The sequence below is a fragment of the Bacillus sp. FSL K6-1005 genome (assembly GCF_038000225.1).
GTDB classification, from domain to species: Bacteria; Bacillota; Bacilli; order Bacillales; family Bacillaceae; genus Bacillus; species Bacillus mojavensis.
In genome coordinates this window covers 2,754,692-2,778,120 of record NZ_JBBOBP010000001.1, presented here as the reverse complement: position 1 = coordinate 2,778,120, position 23,429 = coordinate 2,754,692, and the positions used below count along the sequence as shown (strand labels likewise).

The window sequence follows — 23,429 nt, the reverse complement described above, 5'->3', positions numbered from 1 at the left end:
TTCCATGGCTGACGATAAACAATGGACAGAAACAGGACTGGAAATAGCGGTAGTCGGTATGGCAGGCAAGTTTCCAGGCGCGGCAAATATTGATGAGTATTGGAGCAACATTTTAAAAGGAATAGAATCGGTCACTCAATTTACCGATGAAGAATTAAAAGAAGCCGGAGTGGATGAGTCGCTGCTTCATCAAGAGGAGTATGTAAAAGCAAAGCCGATCATTGATCAAGTTTCTGACTTTGATGCAGAGTTTTTCGGCTACTCACCCAGAGAAGCTGCTTTGATGGATCCTCAAATCAGACTCATGCATGAATGTACCTGGGAAGCGCTGGAGCATGCGGGCTGTGATGCTGAACGATTTAACGGGCTGATCGGGCTGTATGCTGGTGCTTCCAGCAATTTGTCCTGGATGGGCCGACATATGTCTTCTCTTCATAAGAATGAAGACGCTTTTCAAATCATGCACTTAAATGATTCGTCGTTCGCGTCACGAATCGCTTATAAACTTAATTTGAAAGGTCCGAGTGTATCCGTTCAAACCGCTTGCTCGACTTCTCTTGTCGCGATTCATATGGCATGCCAGGGCTTGATTGGAGGAGAATGTGACCTTGCATTAGCTGGAGGTGTGACCCTGAGCCTGCCGCATATATCTGGGTACCTTTATCAGGAAGGAATGATCTATTCATCAGACGGTCATTGCCGACCATTTGATGAAAAGGCGAACGGAACCATTTTTGGTGAAGGAGCCGGAGTGGTTGTATTAAAGCGATTGAAAGATGCCCAAGCTGACGGCGATGTGATTTATGCGGTTATCAAGGGCTCTGCAATTAATAATGATGGAAATAATAAAGCCGGGTATACGGCTCCAAGTATGGAAGGCCAGGCAAATGTCATTGCCACAGCTATGGAAATGGCGGAAACGGACCCGGAAACCATTGGTTATGTTGAGGCCCACGGGACAGGAACGCCAGTCGGAGATCCGATCGAAATAGAGGCGCTTATCCGTGCTTTCAATACAGATAAAAAAGCATATTGCCGCATTGGTTCTGTTAAAGCGAACATCGGGCATCTGGACGCCGCATCTGGGATAGCAGGATTTATCAAAACCGTTATGATGCTTCATTATAAAAAGTTACCGCCCGCTTTTCACTATCAAAAATCGAACCCGCGCATCAAGTTTGAGAACACGCCGTTTTTCGTCAATACAGAACTGACCGAGTGGGAATCTCTGCAAGGACCGAGAAGAGCCGGAGTGAGCGCCTTTGGAATCGGCGGGGCTAATGCGCACGTTGTCCTTGAAGAGCCTCCATTTCTTACTGATGAAATGCCAGCCGGCAGTCCTGAGCTTGTTGTTCTTTCTGCGAGAACAAGGCAAGAGCTTGACCGCTCTATGGATCAAATGGCTGATTTTCTTCGCCGGAATCCCGAAGCGCCGTTGCCAGCCATAGCTCGTACATTACAGCTTGGCAGAAAACAATTTCAGTACAGAATCTCATTTGTTGCTTCACATCAAAAGGATTTGCTTGATCAGCTTTCTGATCATCGGTGTGAGAAACGAATCAGCGAATCGACAGCTGTTCCAAGCAGTACCATGTTTGTATTTGCGGGAGACGTTCAAGAGGGCTTTGGCCGATATGCGCACCTGTACTGCACAGAGAACCTGTTCAAAAAAGAAGTTGATGCTTGTCTTGAACAGGTGCAAAACATTTTTCAGCAGGATGTCCTCAGCTTCTTAAAAGCGTGCATTTCTGCCCCAAAAACATACCGAGAAGAGAAAGAGCTGGGATTGGTCCATGCGTTGTCGTTCATCATGGAATTCGCCGCAGCCCGTTTTTTACAGCACATCGGCATTACGCCAGAACGCTTTATCGGGCGGGGATTCGGAGAGTTTACGGCGGCCTGTGCGGCAGGGATGTTTTCCTTTGAAGAAGGTGCCATTGCTGCATATAAACGTGGAGAGTTAATCAGCGTGTCCCCAGCAGGAAAAATGCTCGGTGTCAGTCTATCAGAATCGGATATCATTCAATACTTAGAAAAATCATTATCTCTTGCACTGATTGATGAGCGGTATTGTGCTGTCTCCGGTTTGCCAGAGGACGTGTATCAGCTGAAGGCACGGCTTGAACAAGAAGGAATAGCTGCTGAGTTATTTGATGGAAATACCGCGTATCAATCGGATCTGCTGGCTGACGCAGCGGAAGAATTCATGCGCTTCCTTGGTACGATGGAAATAAGATCACCAGACATTCCAGTCGTTTCATCCGTCACTGGAAAAGTTCTTACAAATGACGAAGCAGCAGATGCCAGCTATTGGGCCGGCCAAATTTGCAAGCCGATTCGATTCTTTGAACACATCTCGTCTTGCTTGCGGGAGGAACCTGCTGTTTGCATAGATCTACGTTTGACTCAGGGTGCATCAGTATTTACAGAGCGCCGATCAGTTGGCTTGACGGGTGAACTTGGCACGCGAGGATACACAGACGTTTTAAAGTTACATATATACGGAGCGTTGTGGAGTCTTGGCGCCGAGATTGATTTCAGCGCCCTGCATGAACCTCAGTATAATAAAAGATTAGCACTGCCGACTTACCCTTTTACAAAGCAGCATTTCCCGCTGCCTGACAGCTTAGCACAGGATAGGGAGGAAGGTGCGCCTCAGCAACAGGCGGATCTGCATCCCGAATTATCGGTCTTGACGTTATCAGCTGTTGAAAAGGCAATCAGTGAAATTGTCATAAAGCATTTTGGATACCATGAACTGGACGATGAGATGCCGTTTTTTGAGCTAGGGGCTACGTCACTTGATATCTCTCAATTGGCGGCAAAATTCACGGATTACCTGAAATGGAAAGTAGATCCGGTTATGCTTTATCAATTTGCCACAGTTCGCAGCTTGGCGAAGCATCTTCATCAACAGGTTCAAACGATGACCGGGCAGCCGCAAAAGACGCAGCATCAAAAGGTGCCGCAAAGCCTTCCGAACGGCCGGGGATCTGATATTGCGATCATCGGCATGGCAGGACGTTTTCCGGGAGCCGGCAATTTGGATGAGTTTTGGAATAATCTCGTAAACGCCAAAGAATCTGTCAGTTTCTTTACGGTTGAAGAATTAAAAGCGTCAGGCGTTGATGATCAGCTCTTGCAGCATCCCGGTTATGTAAAAGCGAAGGGTATCATCGAGGATTCCGATATGTTTGATGCTGACTTTTTCCAATATTCCTCAAGAGAAGCAGAACTGATGGACCCGCAATTCAGGCTTTTGCATGAATGTGCATGGGAAGCGTTAGAGGATGCGGGCTGCGATCCGGAACGAACAACAGGTAAAATTGGCGTGTATGCCGGGACGAGTCCGAATCTTGAATGGATTACCCGTTTTGCAGGGAAGCTGGATGGGGCCGAGCAGTTCAGTTCCATGCTGTTAAATGACAGAGAATTCTTCAGTACCCAGCTTGCTTATAAATTAAACCTGCACGGACCAAGCATCACGATGCAGACAGCCTGCTCCACTTCTTTAGTGAATATCGGAGCGGCATGTCAGGCGCTGCAAAGCGGGGCATGTGACGCGGCGCTTGCGGGAGGCGTAACCGTCAGCACGCCTTTGCGATCAGGGTATGTGTATCAGGACGGTATGATTCAGTCACCGGACGGGCATTGCCGACCTTTTGATCATGATGCAGGCGGTACAGTCTTTGGTGATGGTGCCGGAATCATTGTTTTAAAAAGGTATGAGGACGCTGTTAAAGAGGGGCATACCATTCACGCGGTCATAAAAGGGGTAGGGATGAATAATGATGGAAGCCGAAAAGTCGGTTTTACCGCTCCGAGTGTAGAAGGTCAGGCAGAAGTATTAAAGAATGCGTACGAGAATGCCGGTGTCGATCCGGAAACAGTGGGGTATATCGAAGCTCACGGAACCGGTACAAAAATGGGCGACCCAATCGAAATAGAAGCGCTGAGCCAGGTCTTTAAAAGTGATAAAACGATGACAGTTCCAATCGGGTCAGTTAAAAGCAATGTCGGGCATTTAAACAGTGCTGCAGGTATTGCCGGCCTCTTTAAGGCCGTCTTATCGCTAAAACATAAAACAATTCTGCCAAGTTTGAACTATAAATCGCCTAATCCGCATATTCAATTTGACCGGACGCCGTTTTATGTCAATACTGAGGCAAAATACTGGAAGGAATCCAGTTATCCTAGGCGGGCTGGTGTCAGCTCCTTCGGAATCGGCGGGACAAACGCACATGTCGTACTGGAAGAAGAGCCGCTGTCAGGCAAAGAAGCTTCTTCTGAAAGACAAAGACATCTGCTTGTTTTGTCAGCTAAAACTGACACAGCTTTAGACCGGATGACCCATCGTTTGAAGGAATTTCTCCAGACGCATCCGGACGTTCCGTTAGAGGATGTGGCATATACCTTACAAACCGGCAGAAAACAATTTCCATACAGGAAATCTGTCGTGCTGTCAAAATCAGCGGAATGGGATAGCGGCGCAGAACTCACAGGCTTTCAAAGAAACAGCGGGCGCCCGGCTGCCTTTATGTTTTCAGGCCAAGGCTCTCAGTATATTGATATGATGAAAGATTTATATGAAGCAGAACCAGTGTTTCAGAAAGAAGCAAACCGCTGCTTTGCCTTGGCTGAAAAAACACATCAGATGGATTTGAAGGCGACCGTCTTTCCAGATTCAAAAGACGGGGTGCGACTGACGGATACTGCTGTTGTGCAGCCGTTGCTGTTTATCTTTGAATACGCGCTCGCAAAGCTGCTGCAAAGCGCAGGCATTTCACCGGATTATATGATCGGGCACAGTATTGGCGAGTATACCGCAGCGTGCCTGTCAGGCGTGTTTTCGTTAGACACAGCCTTAATGCTGGTCATGGAGCGGGGACGATTGATGCAGAAATTGGAGTCCGGGGCGATGATGAGTGTCCAGCTATCCGAGGATGAGCTGCAGCCGCTGCTTGCCAACGGTCTATCGCTTGCGGCTGTCAATGCTCATGATTTATGCGTAGTATCCGGAAAAAGTGAGGAGATTGAGGCGTTAGCGGTTCTCCTTGAAGAGAAGGGCATTGCCGGGCGGCAGCTGCATACTTCTCATGCTTTTCATTCCTATATGATGGAGCCGATTCTTGCGGAATTTGAAGCGCTTGTAAAGCAAATGGATATTCATCCCCCAAGTATTCCTTTTGTCTCCAACGTAACAGGAACATGGATACTGCCGGAACAAGCAGCAGATCCGACTTATTGGTCTCAGCACTTGAGAGGCACAGTGCGTTTCCAAGAAGGATTAGAGCAAATTCTAAGTGATGAAAACGTGCTGTTGATCGAAGTCGGTCCCGGCAGCACACTCAGTACATTTGCCAAAAGGCATAAGAAGCGAACAAGCCGGCATGACATCGTTCATACAGTCCGGCATGCTCAAGAAACGGCTAATGACCATGCTTATTTCTTGAAGAAATTAGGCCGGATTTGGGTATGCGGATATGAGATTGACTGGAACCAGTATTGCGGTGATAAGTCTAAGCGTCTCATATCACTGCCGCCTTATCCTTTTGAGAAAAAACGCTATTGGATAGATGCGGCTGATAATACGGCTGCTTTCGCCGCAGCTGATGAGCCAAATCGAAAGAAGACGATGGATCAATGGTTCTACCTTCCATCATGGGAAAGAAAGATTCAGTCCGTAAACAGTCGAAAGCAAGAGCAGCCAGCTGAAAGCGGGAAAACGCTTGTCTTTCATGAAGGAACAGCCTTTGGAGACCGGCTGGTGCAAACGATACGCCGTCATGAGCATGAAGCGGCAGTTGTTACAAGGGGCCGGCAATTTGAAAAGGTGAACAGCAGATTATATGTCATTAATCCGGCCGACAGCACGCATTATGAGCGTTTGTTTTCGTCACTTGCTTCAGACGGACTTCTTCCAAACCGCATAATGCATCTATGGAGCGTTTCTGAACAAGGAGAAGCTCAGCAATCATTCAGTGTTTACAGTGAAAGCGGCTATTACAGTTTGATTTTTACTGCACAGGCAGCAGCCAATCAAAAACAAATGAATCAATGTGACATGTTTGTGCTGACAAGCGGCATTCATGAGGTGACGGGAGAAGAACAAATCGATGCAGAAAAGTCCCCGATTTTAGGGCCGGTGAAAGTTATACCGCAAGAATACAACCATATGAAGTGCTGGAACATCGATATCCCTCCTTTACCGGACATTTTGACATGGAAAGAAGAGGAGCTGATTGACCAGATCATGGAGGAAGCCGAAGCCCCGGATCTAGATCAGATTATCGCATATCGAAGCCGCCGCAGATGGGTGCAGACGTATCAGCCTATTCAGTTAAATAAAACATCCGGCTTGCCAGAGATGATCCGCCCGAGTGGCGTATATCTTATCACTGGAGGACTTGGCGGAATCGGTTTTGTTTTATCTAAGATGCTTGCGCAAGAAGGGAATGTCCGTCTGGTTCTGACAGGAAGAAGCGAACTTCCGCCGCGAAGCCAGTGGGAAAGCTGGTGCAAAGAACATCAGGAAGATGATCCGATAGCGGTGAAAATCGGAAAAATAAAAGAATTGGAACGGCTGGGCGCAAAGGTGACAGCCTTTCAGGCGGATGCAGGAAGCCTGTTAGATATGCAGTCTGTTATGAGAGAAATCCATGCTGAATTCGGGCAGCTGAACGGCGTCTTTCACGCCGCTGGTCTCCCGGGCAGTTCATCATTCCGGGCCATTAAGGATATACCTGCAGCAATTGAAGGCGGAGAAGATCAATTCAAGTCTAAAGTAAGAGGCCTGGAAGTGCTTGAATCGTTATTGAAAAACGAAAAAATAGATTTCTGCTTCTTGTTTTCATCGATCAGTGCTTTACTCGGCGGTCTCGGTTTTTCCGCTTACTCCGCAGCGAATATTTATATGGATGCCTTTTCCGTGAAGATGAATCAGCGCAGCGAGACTCCTTGGATATGCGTCAATTGGGATGCCTGGAACTTTTGGGGACAGCTTGAATCTACAATTGGAGAATCAATTGCTGATCTTGCGATTTTGCCCGAAGAAGGGGGCGAGCTTTTTCAATATGTGCTGTCTGATGTCCGTAATCGCCATTTATTGGTCTCAACAGGTGATTTGGATCACAGAATCAGGCAATGGGTATCCATGAATACAGAAAGCAGAGCGGGTGAGAAGAAAAAGGCAGCCGCCGTAAACACCAGACCTGAATTGAATAATCCATATGTCGCCCCGCGCAACAAAACAGAACAGATCATTTGCGGCATCTGGCAGGATTTTATGGGTTTGGAGCAGGTCGGCATACATGATAACTTTTTTGATCTTGGGGCCAGCTCTTTAGATATTGTACAAGTGACAAACCGTCTAAATAAAGAACTGGGAACAAATGAGGCGGTGGTGACTTTATTCACATACCCATCTGTGGCTGCTTTAGCGCAATTTATTAGTCCTGATCAAGAAGAAAGTGATGAGGAGAAAGAGGAATTGGCGGCTGTATCCAGCGGACGGAGAAAAACGCGGATGCGCAATCAGCGAGATAAAAGATTGAGAGGCGGCGAATAGATGAGTAATTCTAACAATTCGAATCACGGAGCTGAAATTGCTGTTATCGGAATGGCAGGACGATTTCCGGGAGCGAAAAACATGCAGGAGTTTTGGAGCAATTTGATAAATGCGAAAGAGACAATTTCTTTTTTCACTGATGAGGAACTGAAAGAAGAGGGCGTCGATGAAGAGCTGCTGAATGATTCGCGATTTGTAAAAGCAAAAGGAATTGTGGAGGACGTAGACTTGTTTGACGCCGGCTTCTTTGACTATACGCCGAAGGAAGCGGCCATGATGGATCCGCAGTTTCGCATCTTTCATGAATGCGTGTGGACTGCGTTGGAAGATGCCGGTTATGATCCTTTCACTTATAAAGGACAGATCGGTCTTTATACCGGAGCCGGCCTCAATGCAGAATGGGTTCTGAGGGCTCTTCAGGGTGCTAAATCGGGAGAAGACTCGAAGACGCTTGAAACAGCTGTTTTGAATATGAGGGATTACATGGCGACACTTATTTCCTATAAGCTCAATCTAAAAGGGCCGAGCATGATGGTGCAAACCGCTTGCTCGACCTCGATGGTCTCTATTCACCTTGCCGTTCAGGCTTTATTAAATGGTGACTGCCATATGGCGGTCGCAGGTGGTGTCTCCATTCGCCTTCCGCAAAAATCTGGATATCTCTATCAAGAAGGCATGATTCATTCTCCAGACGGACATTGCCGCGTCTTTGACAATGAGGCGGCAGGTACAGTTTTTGGAGATGGGGCCGGAGCTGTAATTTTAAAAACGCTTGAGGATGCGGAAGCAGACGGAGACCATATTTACGCTGTGATAAAAGGAACGGCGGTCAATAATGACGGCAGCCGTAAGGTGGGATATACGGCGCCAAGCACAAAAGGTCAGGTAACAGCCATCAAAACAGCCTTGCACATAGCCGAGGTTGATCCTGAAACCATTACGTATGTTGAGGCTCACGGCACGGGCACGACACTTGGTGATCCCATAGAGATTGAGGCTTTAAAGCAAGCCTATCAAACAGACCGCCGCGGTTACTGCAGAATAGGGTCTGTCAAGTCCAACATCGGTCATTTAAATGATGCGTCAGGTGTGGCTGGATTTATGAAGGCTGTACTCAGCTTAAAGCATAAGGTGATCCCGCCGACTCTGAATTTTGAAAAACCAAACGCCAAAATCGATTTTGCACAATCACCATTTGTCGTCAATACGGAACTCACCCCTTGGGAAGAAAATGCATTCCCGCGCAGGGCGGGTGTTAGCTCATTCGGCATAGGGGGAACAAACGCCCATGTTATATTGGAAGAAGCGCCGGCAGAGCACGGGACAGGTCAAAGACATGATGCGGAACTCTTCGTGCTGTCAGCCAAAACGCCGGCAGCGTTAGATAACATGACAGATCGGCTATCAGACTATTTTATGAAAAATCAGCAGGTCAATCTGGCTGATGCAGCATACACGCTTAAAACGGGGAGACATTCGTTCCCTTATAAAAGAGCTATTGTGGCCTCGGATGTGTCTGAGCTTCTTCAAGCTATTCATGAAAACCGCCATGAGTCTGTTAAAACCGGAAGCTCCCAAACTGCAAGCCGGCCTGTCGTCTTTCTTTTCCCAGGACAGGGAGCGCAGTATGTTGATATGGCTAAAGGGCTCTACGATACCGTACCGGTTTTCAGGGCAGAGCTCGATGACTGTTTTGACATATTAAAAAGTCACATGGATACAGATCCGCGCACGGTGCTTTTCTCAAATGATAATCAGCATGATGCAGGATTGATTAATCAAACTGAATATACGCAGCCTCTTCTATTCTGTATCGAATATTCACTTGCAAAAATGCTGATCCACTGGGGAATTAAGCCAAAAGCAATGGCAGGACACAGTATTGGGGAGTATACAGCTGCAGCAATTTCAGGTGTGCTCTCTTTGGAAGATGCTCTTGAAATCGTGAGTTTTCGAGGAGCTGCACTGCAAAAACTGCCGTCCGGTTCCATGCTCAGCGTTTCTATAAGCGAAGCTGAGATCAAACGGTATACAGACGGAACGGTTTCAATCGCTGCTGTGAATGCACCGGATTCATGTGTTGTATCAGGGGAATCAGACGCGATTGAGGCATTGGAAAGGAAGTTGAGCGCCGAGGGGCACAGCTGCAGAAAGCTCCATACATCTCATGCTTTCCATTCACATATGATGGAATCGGTTTTAGAGGACATGAAACATAAACTCTCAGCCTATCAATTTAAAAATCAAAAGATTCCGTTTGTCTCAAATGTAACAGGGGACTGGATCACAGACGAAGAAGCCGGAGACCCGACATATTGGGCTCATCATTTGCGGGGGACCGTCAGATTTATGGACTGCGCAAAACGTTTAAAAGAAGAATTGAATCCGATTTTTATAGAGGTCGGTCCAGGAAATGCTTTACGTTCGTTTGTCAGCAAGCTGTATCAGGCGGAGGATCAGTCGCAAATCGCAATCCAGCTGTTGAGGCATCCGAAGGAGTCAGCCACCGATTACCGTTATTTGCTGAGCAGGCTGGGAGATGTGTGGCTGCACGGGGTTCCAATCGATTGGAAAGCTTTTTATGATCAGGAACAATGCCGCCTTATTCCGCTTCCGACGTATCCTTTTGAAAGAGAGCGCTACTGGATTGATCGGGTAAAAGAACAGCCGGGAGCACGCTCAGCGGAAGACTTTCAGCTTTTGGTGCCAGAGCAAACAAATGACGGACAGACTGATGATACTGGATCTGATGTTCCATTTACTGAGACAGAAGCGGCTTTGGCCGTCATGTGGAAGGACATACTTGGAGTCCAACGTGTCACCTTGGATGCTCACTTTTTTGAAACAGGCGGGCATTCATTAAATGCCACCGGTCTCATTTCCCGCATACACAAGGAATTTGGGGCGGACCTTACGTTAAGCGACGTGTTTCAGCATCCGACAATCCGTACGCTTGCCGCGCTTATCGAGCGCTCTGACCGAAATCAATATACAGCTATTCAGCCTGCGGAGAAAAAAGATGTCTACAGGCTGTCAGCGGCACAGCGGAGAACGTATTTAATTCATCAAAGAATCGGGCAGGTTACCACGTATAACATGCCGATGGCTCTTTTATGCCTTGGGAAAATTGATGCCGCCCGTTTCGAGGATACGTTTAAACGACTGATAGAAAGACATGAAACACTTCGTACGACGTTTGAAATAAAGGATGGAGAGCCTGTTCAAAGAATCCATCAGCAATTTGATTTTTCGATTGAACAAACACAGGCGAACATGGACGAGCTTGATGACGAAATCCGTTCATTTATCCGGCCGTTTGATCTTAAGGTCTCCCCATTAATTCGGGTAAAATTCGTTAAAATTGAGGAAGAAAAGCACGCGCTGCTGGTTGATATGCATAATATTGTGGCAGACGGCGCCTCGATGAATATTTTTATCAAAGAATTTACCCAATTATACAGAGGAGAACAGCTTCCCGGTAGCATGGTCCAGTACAAGGATTACGCGGAGTGGCAGCAGTCATTTTTCAAAAGCGAAATGTTTAAACGCCAAAAAGAGTATTGGCTGAAACAGCTTGAGGGCGAAGTGCCTGTGCTGGATATGCCGCTTGATTACGAGCGTAAAGAACAAAGCTTTTTAGGCAGGGCAATCAAGTTTACAATTCCTCCGCACGTTTTAGAAAAGCTTGAGAAAATCGGAGAGGCGCAGCAGCTGACGAACAACGTCATGCTGTTCCAGCTTTATGCCATGCTCCTGTCCCGCTATACAGACCAGCAGGAGCTGATGATCGGCTCATTGGTGGCAGGCCGGCGTCATGCGGATATTGAGCATACAATCGGTATGTTTACGAACTTCCTTCCGATTAAAGTTCATTTAAATCCAGAAGAATCGTTTGCTGATAACCTTCAATACACGAAGAAAACATTGCTTGAAGCATATGACCATCAGGATTATCCATATGATCAAATGGCGGAAGCACTCCAGCCGGTGATTAAGCCGAATCATAATCCTTTCTTTGACACCATGCTGATTTATCACAATGAGTATGACCCGAATATAAAAATAGAGGCTGATGGACTGACATTTGAAACATATGAATTTGCAAAGGGCATTTCAAAGCTTGATATGAAAATGGATGTTGTGAAAGAAGTGACGGGAGAGCTTAAATGTGTGCTTCAATACAACCGTTCTCTTTTCACTCATGAATCTATGCAGGCGTTTGTTTCTCATTTTATCTCTCTAGCCGAAAGAGCTGCAGAAGATCCCGAAAAAATCATAAAGGACATTCCGGTGCTCAGCCAAAAAGAACAGGAAGAGGCAAAGCGAAAAAGGGAGAGAGAAGCAAACCGAACAATTGAGTGTCCATTAGCTGTTTGTTCCAATTTCACAGCTGATCCGATTGTGCCTTATCTAAAATGGTGGGGTGAACAGTTTGATATTCATTTTGACGTAAAGCTGTCTCCTTACGGGCAGGTGTTTCAAGAATTACTTAATGAAGAAAGCCTGCTGTCACGCCAAAAAAACGGTGCTAATCTGCTCCTGATCCGTCTTGAGGACATGGCGGGAGATGCTGGGCTCTCTTTGGAAGAAAGAATTTCTCACCTTCAATATAATTCAGACGAACTGCTTGCCATCATCAAGCGAAAGAAAAAGGAAGTGCCTTATTTCATCGGATTGCTGCCACTGGAAAACATGGGAGAAGGGCGGCTCTGGGACATCATCATGCAGGCACAGCAAAATTGGGTATCGCAGCTAGCTGACGAAAAGGATATCCATCTGGTTGATCTCCGCACTCTCCAACAAACGTACCAGCTTGATGATATTTTTGACCCGCAAAGTGAACGAGCGGCACGAATACCGTTCACTGAAGAGTTTTATGCGGCGATGGGTACACGGGTGGCACGCGAGCTTACGGCATGGCTGAAACCTCCATTTAAAGCGGCTGCCATCGATTGTGACGGCACGTTGTGGAGCGGTACAGTGTCTGAAGCTGGGGCGGATGGGATCACCGTTACTCCTGCTCATCAAGCGCTGCAGCGATTCTTAAAGAAAAAACAAGAAGAGGGTCTGCTTCTTGTGCTGACAAGCAGAAACAACGAAGAAGACGTCTGGGATGTATTTGAACGTCATCCGGATATGATTTTGCAAAAGGAAGACTTTGTCCTATCTCGCGTTAATTGGAATGAAAAAGCGAGAAATATTAAAGAAATGGCGGATGAGCTGAACATCTCTGCGGATCGGTTTATATTCTTAGATGATGATCCTGCTCAATGCCTTGAGATGAACGAACGCCTGCCTGAGGTTCTAACCTTGCTTCTGCCGTCTGATACGGAATCCATCCCAATGTTTTTAAAACACATCTGGGCATTTGACAGGTTCAGAGTGACAGAAGCTGATCATAAACGCACGGAACGGTACTTGGCCGCGCAAGAAAGAAAAATAGATCTCAAAACGGCCCGTTCACTTGAAGAATTTCTCTCCGGCTTAGGGCTGCGTGTCGCTTTGACTGAAATGACAGAAGAGCATTTGCCGCGTGTTGCTCAAATGAGTGCGAGAATCAATCAGTTCAATTTGAATCCGTCGGTTTACCGAGAGGAGAAGCTTGCCCAGCGGCTTGATACGGACGGACACATCGGCTGGATTGTTGAAGCGGCGGACAGATTTAGTGATGAAGGCATTGTTGGTGCGATCATGGGAGTCCTAATGGAAGACTCATTAAAGATCGATACATTTTTGCTCAGCTGCCGCGCATTAGGCAAAGGCATAGAACATAAAGTGCTGTCAGGGCTGGCTTCATATGCACGGGAAAAACAGCTTGCGACGCTATCCTTGGAGTTTAAGGATTCAGGTAGAAACCGGGCCTTTTCTGAATTCTTGGCTGCGCATCGTTTTAAAGAAGAAGCGGATCGGGTTTATTACATCTCTGTGTATGATGTAGAGGATCGAAGCGGGCATATCGAATGGGCATCCTCTCGGCAGCCTGCGCCAGATGGAACGGAGAAAACAGCTGCAAGTGATGTATTGCCGCAAGCTTTCATTGAAAACACAAATGCTCATTGGGAAGTGCTGCATGCTGAACAATCCCTGCATTCTCCATATTTAGTGGCCTTAGATACAAACCGGCCGGAGCATTTGCGAGCTCTATTAGTGAAGGAACATATAGGAGCCGGAGCAGTAGAAAGCGGGCCGGAAACAGAACAGCAAAAAATACTTGCGGACATTTGGAAAGATATTCTCCACTTGGATTATGTAGGAATTGACAACGATTTCTTTGATTTAGGAGGAAATTCGCTTCTCGCTGTCAAAATGGAAGTAGAGATGGAAAAGAAGGGCTGGTATGTTAATGATTTGAATTTTGCAAAAAAACACACGATAAGAGAATTATCTAAATATATGAAGAGGGAGAATCAGCATGCATAAAGATATTAAAGCAATATTCAATGAAGAAAAGGTTCTGGCAGAAGCTGCCGTTATATATGGATTTACAAGAGAGCAGGTGCAATTCTTAGCCGATGCGGAAAACTATGTGTATGAGTTTGCCAAAGACAATGAATCTTATATTTTAAAGATTACACACACAATTCGCAGGTCGCCTAATTACATTATGGGAGAAATGGAGTGGCTCCATCACCTTGCTGAAGGAGGACTCTCAGTAGCCAAACCGATTCCGTCGCTAAATGGAAAAGATGTTGAGGAAGTGCCAGATGGAAATGGCGGAGCGTTTTTACTCAGAGTATATGAGAAAGCGCCTGGGCATAAAGTAGACGAATCTGACTGGAATGAAAAACTATTTTTCGAGCTTGGCAGATATACAGGGAAAATGCACAGTCTGACAAAAAGCTACAAGCTGAGCAATCCTGCTTTTAAAAGACAGGAGTGGGATGAAGAGGAACAGCTAAAGCTCAGAAAGTATGTTCCTGAAGATCAGACGAAGGTTTTTCAGCAGGCAGATGCTTTAATGGAAGAGCTGCGTCAGTTGCCAAAGGGTCGGGATAGTTACGGCTTGGTTCACGCTGATCTGCACCATGGAAATTTTAATTGGGATCATGGGAAAATCACTACGTTTGATTTTGACGATATCGGCTATAACTGGTTTGTCAATGATATAAGCATCCTTCTCTACAATGTGCTGTGGTATCCGGTTATTCCATATGAAAATAAAACTGCTTTTACAGAAGAATTTATGACGCATTTTATGAAAGGCTACAGGGAGGAAAATGAAATTGATGCCGTATGGCTCAAGAAAATCCCGGATTTTCTCCGCCTGCGCCATATGCTGATTTATGGATTGCTGCATCAAATGTTTGACCTTGATTCAATAGGAGAAGAAGAAAAAGAAATGCTAAAGGGATTCAGAAACGATATCGAAAATCAAACGCCGATAACCGAATTTGACTTTTCGGCTTTGACTTAAGAAATATGCGCCGACCCTGTTCGGGACCGGCGCTCCTAAAAAAAACTCCGGCTGTGCGCCGGAGTTTTTTATTTTTGTTCTAAAATAGCAAAAATGTTTTTTGCCTGCTGCGTATTGTCGATGAGTCCCTTCCATTTTTCCTTTCCCGGCCCATAAGCATAAACTGGTACGTCTTCACCGGTGTGGGCTAATGTCGTCCAGCCTGAAAAAGACCGTTTATCAAAAATCAATTGAATACTTTTTTGAACAGCTGCTGTATCCGATTGTGAGGCTGCGTTTTTCACATGATTTATCTCACTTTCCGTCAGTTCCAAATCAATATAAGTGCTCAGTACCTTTTCGGCATCTTGCCCTTCAGCGATCTTTTCCGCCATATAGCCCGGCGTTTTTTTTGCGGCGATGATCGAAGCAGGGTTCCATTTATAGCCGGTCTCGCGCGTCATGCCTTCAGCGCCGTAGGAGAACCCGCCTGTAGAGTGATCAGCGGTGATGATAACCAATGTTTCTTTATCTCTTTTTGCGAAATCAAGCGCCGATTGAACGGCCTTCTCGAAGTCTTCCATTTCGCTCAAAGCGCCTACAACATCATTTTCATGGGCTGCATTGTCAATATTGCTTCCTTCCAGAAGCATAAAAAAACCGTTTTTGTTCTTTTGTAACTGTCTGAGTGCGGCTTCTGTCATGTCTTTTAGAGAAGGTGTACTGTTCTCTCTGTCAATCGCTTTATCCAATTCAATCTCTCCAAACAGCCCAAGCAGCTTACCGTGCTGATTATTTTTCAGGTCTTGCTTTGTTGTCACATAATGATAGCCGTCTTTTTGGAATTCCTCAGCAAGGTTTCGATCCTTACGGATGAAATATTTTGCTCCGCCGCCCAGTAAAATATCAGCTTTATGGGAGCCGTTAACGCGATCATCATAGAATTGATCGGCGATTTCAGTGTAATTTTTCCGTGAGACGTTATGTACGCCAAAAGCAGCGGGAGTGGCGTCGGTTAAGTCCGAAGTCACGACGAAGCCGACGGACATCTTTTTCTCTTTGGCAGCTTCTGTTACGCTCTTGAGCTGCTGATGTTTGTTGTCTACAGCAATGGCGTCATTATATGTTTTCGTTCCGGTGGCCATCGCGGTTGCAGCAGCAGATGAATCAGTGATGTTGTCTCTAGGATCATTTGGGTGTGTCATCTGCATTCCAGTTAAATAAGAATCCCATGCTGTCTGTACGGGAGTGTTCAGCTTTTCGCTTTTTAATGTTCTATAGCTGTTAATCATAGGCATACCCATTCCGTCTCCGACGATAAAGATAATATTTTTGGGACTCTTGCTCTGGCTGCTCTTAGATGATTGAGAAGTAGAAGGGGAGGTGAATGCTGTTACAGCAAAAATACATAAGAAAGCAGTTAAAATGAGGGTGACAGTTACTGTGAACCGGGTTGAAATAAGAAACATCTCCTTTTATTATATTATTTTACTAATATGTATTTTATTTGAATATAATAGAGACTTCAACGTTTTTTTCCACACAAAAAGCCAATGGGACATAATGCCCCATTGGCTTTTATAATGTATCGCACTTTACGCCGACTACACCTTCAATGTCTTTTATATCATAGTAGACATCGGTCGTGTATCTGTTTTTATGGACACGGACCTTGACTTCCATAATCGGAAATTCTTTTTCATGAAGGTCATCGATTCGGACGGAGTGTGTCTTAATGTTTCTTCTTTTCATTTCTTTTAAAATCTCTGTCATTTTGTTTTTATCGGAAAGTGACATTCTGATGCGGATGTCTTTTTCCTGCAGACGGTCTGGACCGATTTTTCTGACTGCCCACGGCAGAAATTCAACGCTGATCAGGATGAACAGAAGGCTAGCAAAGGCTTCTTTATAAAATCCCGCTCCGGTTGCAAGTCCGAGCCCGGCCGCCCCCCAAATCATAGCCGATGTGGTTAAGCCGGAAATGACATCGTTGCTCTTTCGCAAAATAACACCCGCTCCGATAAACCCGACACCGGAGATGATTTGCGCCGGCAAACGCAGCGGATCCATCATGATGCGGTAGTATTTAGGGAAATGATATGCCGCGTTAATGCTGACGATCGTCAGCATGCATGAGCTGACGGCGATAACAATACAGGTTTTTAACCCGAGCGGCTTATTCTTCAGCTCGCGCTCCAGCCCGATGACCATGCCAATTAAAGTGGCAATGCCCAATTTTAATAAAATATCAGGATCAATATACCAGCTCAACAGCAACTTCCCCCTTATCTATGGTGTTTTTAAATAAATATGATTTTCTCACAGTATTTATCGCAAAACAAGGGCACAAAAGCCACCAAGCAGCGCTTGATGGCTTTTTGATTATTTTTTGCGCTTTAACAGTTTTTCCATAACACCGAATAATCGGTAAGAGGCTTTTGCAGGCCGCTTTGTGATCATGCTGACGGTGATGCCGGCAATCATACTGAGGATAAACCCAGGGATGATTTCGTATACGCCGGTTGATTTTGCCAGGCCGGTTGTAATCCAGATCAACACGGTCGCAGCCCCGACAATCATCGCAGCAAGAGCGCCCCATTCGTTCATCCGCTTCCAATACAGGCTGAGCAGAATCGCAGGCCCGAAAGCTGAACCGAAGCCGGCCCACGCGTATCCGACCAAATCAAGAATGGTGCTGCTCGGATTCAATGATAAGAGAACCGCAATAACAGCTATCACTAAGACGGACAGACGTCCGATCATGACCAATTCTTTATCGGAAGCTTTTCGTCTGAAAAACGTCCGGTATAAATCCTCTGTTACAGCACTTGCTGTTACCAAGAGCTGTGAGGAGATGGAACTCATGATGGCAGCCAAAATAGCTGACAACAAGAAACCAGTGATTAAAGGGTGGAACAAGATTTTAGAGAAGATAATGAATATCATCTCCGGATCCTTTACAGCAACACCGAATTTATGGGCATAAGCAACACCGATTAAACCGGTCAGCACGGAACCGAGCACTGAAATAACCATCCAGCTCATGCCGATTCGGCGTGCAGGCTTTAAATCTTTAATGTTTTTAATCGCCATAAATCGGACGATAATATGAGGCTGGCCGTAGTAACCCAAGCCCCAGGCTAAATAGGAAATAATGCTAATGACGCTCGCGCCTTTAAAGATATCCAACAGATTTGGGTTAACAGCGCTGATTTCATGGAAAGTCGGAGCAACGCCGCCCACATGGGTAAAAGCAACGATCGGCACAAGCACTAGTGCTGCAAACATGATCGCACCCTGCACGAAGTCAGTCAGACTGACAGCAAGGAAACCGCCAAATAGTGTATATAACACGACAACCGCGGTAGTCAGAAACAAGCCCAGTTTGTAATCCGCGCCAAAAGCAGATTCAAACAGCCGTCCTCCAGATACCATACCGGAAGAGGTATACAATGTGAAAAAGATCATAATGACCAAAGCTGATACGATTTTCAGCAGTGATGAAGAATGCTGGAACCGTTTATCAAAGAAATCAGGAATCGTAATCGCGTCATCCGCTGCTTCCGTATAAGCACGCAGCCTTGGAGCCAGCAGCAAGTAGTTTGAGTACGCCCCGATGGTAAGACCTAAAGCAAGCCATAAGGTTGACAGCCCTGTCGCGAACATCGCGCCGGGAACACCCATCAGCATCCATCCGCTCATATCCGCCGCTCCGGCAGACAAAGCAGTAACAAACGGCCCGAGACCTCTTCCTCCAAGCATGTAATCGTTAATATCAGTGGTTTTCTTAAATGCATACCAGCCGATTAACAGCATGGCAATAAAGTAAATTGCTAAAGAAATAATAATTTCAATACTCACGTTTTACCCTCTCTTCATTTCTAATAATTTTGCATCACCTCTCAAATTGATGGTGCCAGTTAAGCAGCCTGGCGCAAGTGCGGCACAAAAGACATTCTTTTGCAGGTGCACTTGGTAACTTAACCTAACAAAGTATTCCCACCCATTCAAGTGATGAAACATGGCCGCCCAGCGGGAAATATCGGGGCAAACCAAGAAGGGAATAGAGATTAAAACGCTTTCAAAAATAATTAAAGTAAAAATTTTCAGAAAAATATTTCGTTTCTCCTCCGGCTCTTTTTAGTATAAAATATATAGGGTATTGTCTCGAAAACACAGGCCCGCCCCAAGGCGTTTTGTTGCTTTAAAGGGCTTGTTTTTGATATGATCAGTATTATATGACTTAACGGAGAAATATGTGGAGGTGGATCATATGTCACGAATTTCAATAGAAGAAGTAAAGCACGTTGCGCATCTTGCGAGACTTGCGATTACGGAAGAAGAAGCAAAAATGTTCACTGAACAGCTTGACAGCATCATTTCATTTGCCGAGGAGCTGAACGAGGTCAACACAGACAATGTGGAGCCTACAACTCACGTGCTGAAAATGAAAAATGTCATGAGAGAAGATGAAGCGGGTAAAGGTCTTCCGGTTGAGGATGTCATGAAAAATGCGCCTGACCACAAAGACGGCTATATTCGTGTGCCATCAATTCTGGACTAAAGGAGGGACACAAGAATGTCATTATTTGATCACAAAATCACAGAATTAAAACAGCTCATACATAAAAAAGAGATTAAGATTTCTGACCTGGTCGATGAATCTTATAAACGCATTCAAGCGGTTGATGATAAGGTACAAGCCTTTTTGGCATTAGATGAAGAAAAAGCGCGCGCATACGCAAAGGAGCTCGATGAGGCGGTTGACAGCCGTTCTGAGCATGGTCTTCTCTTTGGGATGCCGATCGGCGTAAAAGATAATATCGTAACAAAAGGGCTGCGCACAACTTGCTCCAGCAAAATTCTCGAAAACTTCGATCCGATTTACGATGCTACTGTCGTTCAGCGCCTTCAAGACGCTGAAGCGGTCACAATCGGAAAACTGAACATGGACGAGTTCGCCATGGGATCATCAACAGAAAACTCAGCTTACAAGCTGACGAAAAACCCTTGGAACTTAGATACGGTTCCCGGCGGTTCAAGCGGCGGATCTGCGGCTGCGGTTGCTGCGGGAGAAGTTCCGTTCTCTCTTGGATCTGACACAGGCGGTTCCATCCGTCAGCCGGCCTCTTTCTGCGGCGTTGTCGGATTAAAGCCTACATACGGACGCGTATCCCGTTATGGATTGGTCGCATTTGCGTCTTCATTAGACCAAATCGGGCCGATTACACGTACGGTTGAGGACAATGCATTCTTGCTGCAGGCCATTTCAGGTGTTGATAAAATGGACTCTACAAGCGCAAATGTAGACGTTTCAGATTTTCTTTCTTCATTAACTGGTGATATCAAAGGATTGAAAATCGCTGTTCCAAAAGAATATCTTGGCGAAGGCGTCGGCAAAGAAGCGAGAGAATCTGTTCTTGCAGCGCTCAACGTTCTAGAAGGTCTTGGCGCTACATGGGAAGAAGTATCTCTTCCGCACAGTAAATACGCGCTTGCGACGTATTACCTGCTGTCATCTTCTGAAGCGTCTGCCAACCTCGCACGCTTTGACGGCATCCGCTACGGATACCGCACAGACAACGCGGAAAACCTGATCGACCTATACAAGCAAACGCGCGCTGAAGGCTTCGGAAATGAAGTGAAACGCCGCATCATGCTTGGAACATTCGCTTTAAGCTCAGGCTACTATGACGCGTACTATAAAAAGGCGCAAAAAGTGCGTACTTTAATTAAGAAAGACTTCGAAGACGTATTTGAGAAATATGATGTCATTGTTGGACCAACTACACCGACACCTGCATTTAAAATCGGTGAAAACACGAAAGACCCGCTCACAATGTACGCTAACGATATCCTAACAATTCCGGTCAACCTTGCCGGCGTTCCGGGAATCAGCGTGCCATGCGGATTTGCAGACGGACTTCCGCTCGGCCTGCAAATCATCGGAAAACACTTTGACGAAAGCACTGTATACCGCGTCGCTCATGCATTTGAACAAGCGACAGACCATCATAAAGCAAAACCTGAATTGTAAGGGGTGAAATGAATTGAACTTTGAAACGGTAATCGGACTTGAAGTCCACGTTGAATTAAAAACGAATTCAAAAATTTTCTCAAGCTCTCCGACGCCATTCGGCGCGGAGGCGAATACACAGACAAGCGTCATCGACCTCGGATATCCGGGTGTCCTGCCTGTACTAAACAAAGAAGCCGTGGAATTCGCAATGAAAGCAGCTATGGCGCTCAACTGTGAGATCGCAACGGATACGAAGTTTGACCGCAAAAACTATTTCTATCCGGACAACCCGAAAGCGTATCAGATTTCTCAATTTGATAAGCCAATCGGCGAAAACGGCTGGATCGAAATTGAAGTCGGCGGAAAAACAAAACGCATCGGCATCACACGTCTTCACCTTGAAGAAGATGCAGGAAAACTGACGCATACAGGCGACGGCTATTCTCTTGTTGACTTCAACCGCCAAGGAACGCCGCTTGTTGAGATCGTATCAGAGCCGGATATCCGCACGCCGGAAGAAGCGTACGCGTATCTTGAAAAGCTGAAGTCCATCATCCAATATACAGGCGTTTCTGATTGTAAAATGGAAGAAGGCTCACTTCGGTGTGACGCCAATATCTCTCTTCGTCCGATCGGCCAAGAGGAATTCGGCACAAAAACAGAATTGAAAAACTTGAACTCCTTTGCGTTTGTTCAAAAAGGCCTTGAGCATGAAGAAAAACGCCAGGAGCAGGTTCTTCTCTCCGGCGGCGTCATCCAGCAGGAAACTCGCCGTTACGATGAAGCAACGAAGAAAACCATTCTTATGCGTGTCAAAGAGGGTTCTGACGATTATCGTTATTTCCCTGAGCCTGACCTTGTCGAGCTTTACATTGACGATGAATGGAAGCAGCGCGTAAAAGCAAGCATTCCTGAGCTTCCGGATGAACGCCGCAAGCGTTATATCGATGAGCTTGGCTTGCCTGCATATGATGCGATGGTTCTGACACTGACAAAAGAAATGGCAGACTTCTTCGAAGAAACAGTTCAAAAAGGTGCTGAAGCAAAACAAGCATCAAACTGGCTCATGGGTGAGGTGTCAGCTTATCTGAACGCTGAGCAAAAAGAGCTTTCTGATGTGGCGCTGACACCGGAAGGCCTTGCCGGCATGATTCAATTGATTGAAAAAGGAACGATTTCTTCTAAAATCGCGAAGAAAGTGTTCAAGGAATTAATTGAAAAAGGCGGCGACGCTGAGAAGATTGTGAAAGAAAAAGGCCTTGTGCAGATTTCTGACGAAGGTGTGCTTCTGAAGCTTGTCACAGAGGCGCTTGACAATAATCCTCAGTCAATTGAAGACTTTAAAAACGGGAAAGACCGCGCGATCGGCTTCCTTGTCGGACAAATTATGAAAGCGTCCAAAGGACAAGCCAACCCGCCGATGGCTAACAAAATCCTGCTTGAAGAAATTAAAAAACGCTAATGAAAAAGCAGCTCTCCTCATTGCAGAGGGAGCTGCTTTTTTATGATCAAATAGAAATAAAGATAGAGATCAAAGCGCGAAGCTTTTCAACTTCTTCGAAATCACTTCCGGTCAAATTTGACAGCAGGCCTTTGATAATCGGCTTGCGTGGCTTTTCCTGCGACAGCTCCTCCTCGATCACATCGAGCGAAACGATGATGTCCTCAGGCAATGCGCTGTTTTCTTTCACTTTTTGAATGTCCTGAAGGATCTGACCTTTATTCGCGGGCATTAGGCTGTAAATATCTTTTGGCATGAGCGGATTCAGGCTGGAACGGCTTAGCCCCTGTACAAGATCATCCAGTCTTTCCATGATAAATTCAGATATGTTGTCTGCATCAATTTTGATTTCTTCATTAAACACCATCACATTCATATAGGAGTGCACAATGCCTCTTGCCATGATGGAGAGGTCTGAGAGGTAATTCTCAGTTTCCTTGCCATAAGTCGCAAGCAAAGCGTTCCGATACAGTTTATCTGTCTCGGCTGTGACTTTGTAAAAGTATTGCTTCACTTCCTGGTTTTCCGGGATGATATTTTCAGTAAGCAACAGAACAATAAAATCCTTATGATCGCGAAAATCCTCAAACTGAGCGCTGATTTGTTTTTTCAGCACATCCTTAGGCGGCTGTCCGGCGAGATTCTCTTCTATTTGTTTCATTTTTTTCATAGACATGCCAATGTAATATTCACAGGCAGACAATAGCAGCGCTTCTTTTGATTTGAAATGCAGATAAAAAGCGCCTTTTGAGATGCCGCATTCGCTGGCGATTTCCTGGATGGTCGTCGAAGCGTATCCTTTTTTCGCAAATAAACGAATGCTTGTTTTTATGATTCTCTCTTTTTTCTCATTCATGATGTGCTTCCCCTTAATCCTTGAAAAATTTAGAAAAATTTTCTGGTATATGAGTTGACGATGTTGCGTTATACCGTTTAGTATTATATAGAA

Annotated in this window: 9 protein-coding genes and 1 pseudogene; 6 read left to right on the top strand and 4 right to left on the bottom strand. The window is 45.8% G+C overall.

What is annotated here, in order from left to right; genetic code table 11:
• Window positions 1–4: 4 nt before the first annotated feature.
• Genes NST16_RS14515 through NST16_RS14505 form a run of 3 tightly spaced genes read left to right on the top strand, consistent with a single transcriptional unit; the run spans window position 5 to window position 14,981 of the window.
• Window positions 5–7,567 carry a beta-ketoacyl synthase N-terminal-like domain-containing protein gene (locus NST16_RS14515; protein ID WP_340887278.1) on the top strand — a complete coding sequence of 2,521 codons (7,563 nt, stop codon included), beginning with the start codon at window positions 5–7 and terminating at the stop codon, window positions 7,565–7,567.
• On the top strand, window positions 7,568–13,987 hold the full coding sequence (locus tag NST16_RS14510; RefSeq protein ID WP_340887276.1) for an HAD-IIIC family phosphatase: 6,420 nt from the start codon (window positions 7,568–7,570) through the stop codon (window positions 13,985–13,987).
• Window positions 13,980–14,981 carry a phosphotransferase enzyme family protein gene (locus tag NST16_RS14505; RefSeq protein WP_340887275.1) on the top strand — a complete coding sequence of 334 codons (1,002 nt, stop codon included), beginning with the start codon at window positions 13,980–13,982 and terminating at the stop codon, window positions 14,979–14,981. Before NST16_RS14510 ends, NST16_RS14505 begins: the two co-directional genes overlap by 8 nt.
• A gap of 68 nt (window positions 14,982–15,049) precedes the next feature.
• Here the strand turns inward: NST16_RS14505 and NST16_RS14500 are convergent, their stop codons facing one another.
• The 3 genes from NST16_RS14500 to opuE all read right to left on the bottom strand — a co-directional run bounded on the left by NST16_RS14500 (window position 15,050) and on the right by opuE (window position 18,821).
• Complete coding sequence (locus NST16_RS14500) at window positions 15,050–16,429, bottom strand: alkaline phosphatase (protein ID WP_340887273.1); 1,380 nt, start codon at window positions 16,427–16,429, stop codon at window positions 15,050–15,052.
• A 109-nt stretch (window positions 16,430–16,538) separates the two neighbouring features.
• On the bottom strand, window positions 16,539–17,237 hold the full coding sequence (locus NST16_RS14495; protein WP_081720754.1) for an MgtC/SapB family protein: 699 nt from the start codon (window positions 17,235–17,237) through the stop codon (window positions 16,539–16,541).
• A 105-nt stretch (window positions 17,238–17,342) separates the two neighbouring features.
• Complete coding sequence (opuE, locus tag NST16_RS14490; RefSeq protein ID WP_326201110.1) at window positions 17,343–18,821, bottom strand: proline transporter OpuE; 1,479 nt, start codon at window positions 18,819–18,821, stop codon at window positions 17,343–17,345.
• Between the two features lie 412 nt (window positions 18,822–19,233).
• Between opuE and gatC the strand changes: the two genes are divergently transcribed.
• From gatC to gatB, 3 genes are read left to right on the top strand one after another with little or no spacing between them, the layout of a single operon-like run.
• Window positions 19,234–19,524: an Asp-tRNA(Asn)/Glu-tRNA(Gln) amidotransferase subunit GatC gene (gatC, locus tag NST16_RS14485; protein WP_003219442.1), complete on the top strand. Its 291-nt coding sequence runs from the start codon at window positions 19,234–19,236 to the stop codon at window positions 19,522–19,524.
• A 15-nt stretch (window positions 19,525–19,539) separates the two neighbouring features.
• Window positions 19,540–20,997: an Asp-tRNA(Asn)/Glu-tRNA(Gln) amidotransferase subunit GatA gene (gene gatA, locus NST16_RS14480; protein ID WP_340887269.1), complete on the top strand. Its 1,458-nt coding sequence runs from the start codon at window positions 19,540–19,542 to the stop codon at window positions 20,995–20,997.
• A gap of 13 nt (window positions 20,998–21,010) precedes the next feature.
• Window positions 21,011–22,441, top strand: a complete 1,431-nt coding sequence (gene gatB, locus NST16_RS14475) for an Asp-tRNA(Asn)/Glu-tRNA(Gln) amidotransferase subunit GatB (RefSeq protein WP_340887268.1) — start codon at window positions 21,011–21,013, stop codon at window positions 22,439–22,441.
• A gap of 30 nt (window positions 22,442–22,471) precedes the next feature.
• Here the strand turns inward: gatB and NST16_RS14470 are convergent.
• Window positions 22,472–23,336, bottom strand: a pseudogene (locus NST16_RS14470) (TetR/AcrR family transcriptional regulator); the annotation flags it as partial.
• Window positions 23,337–23,429: the final 93 nt, after the last annotated feature.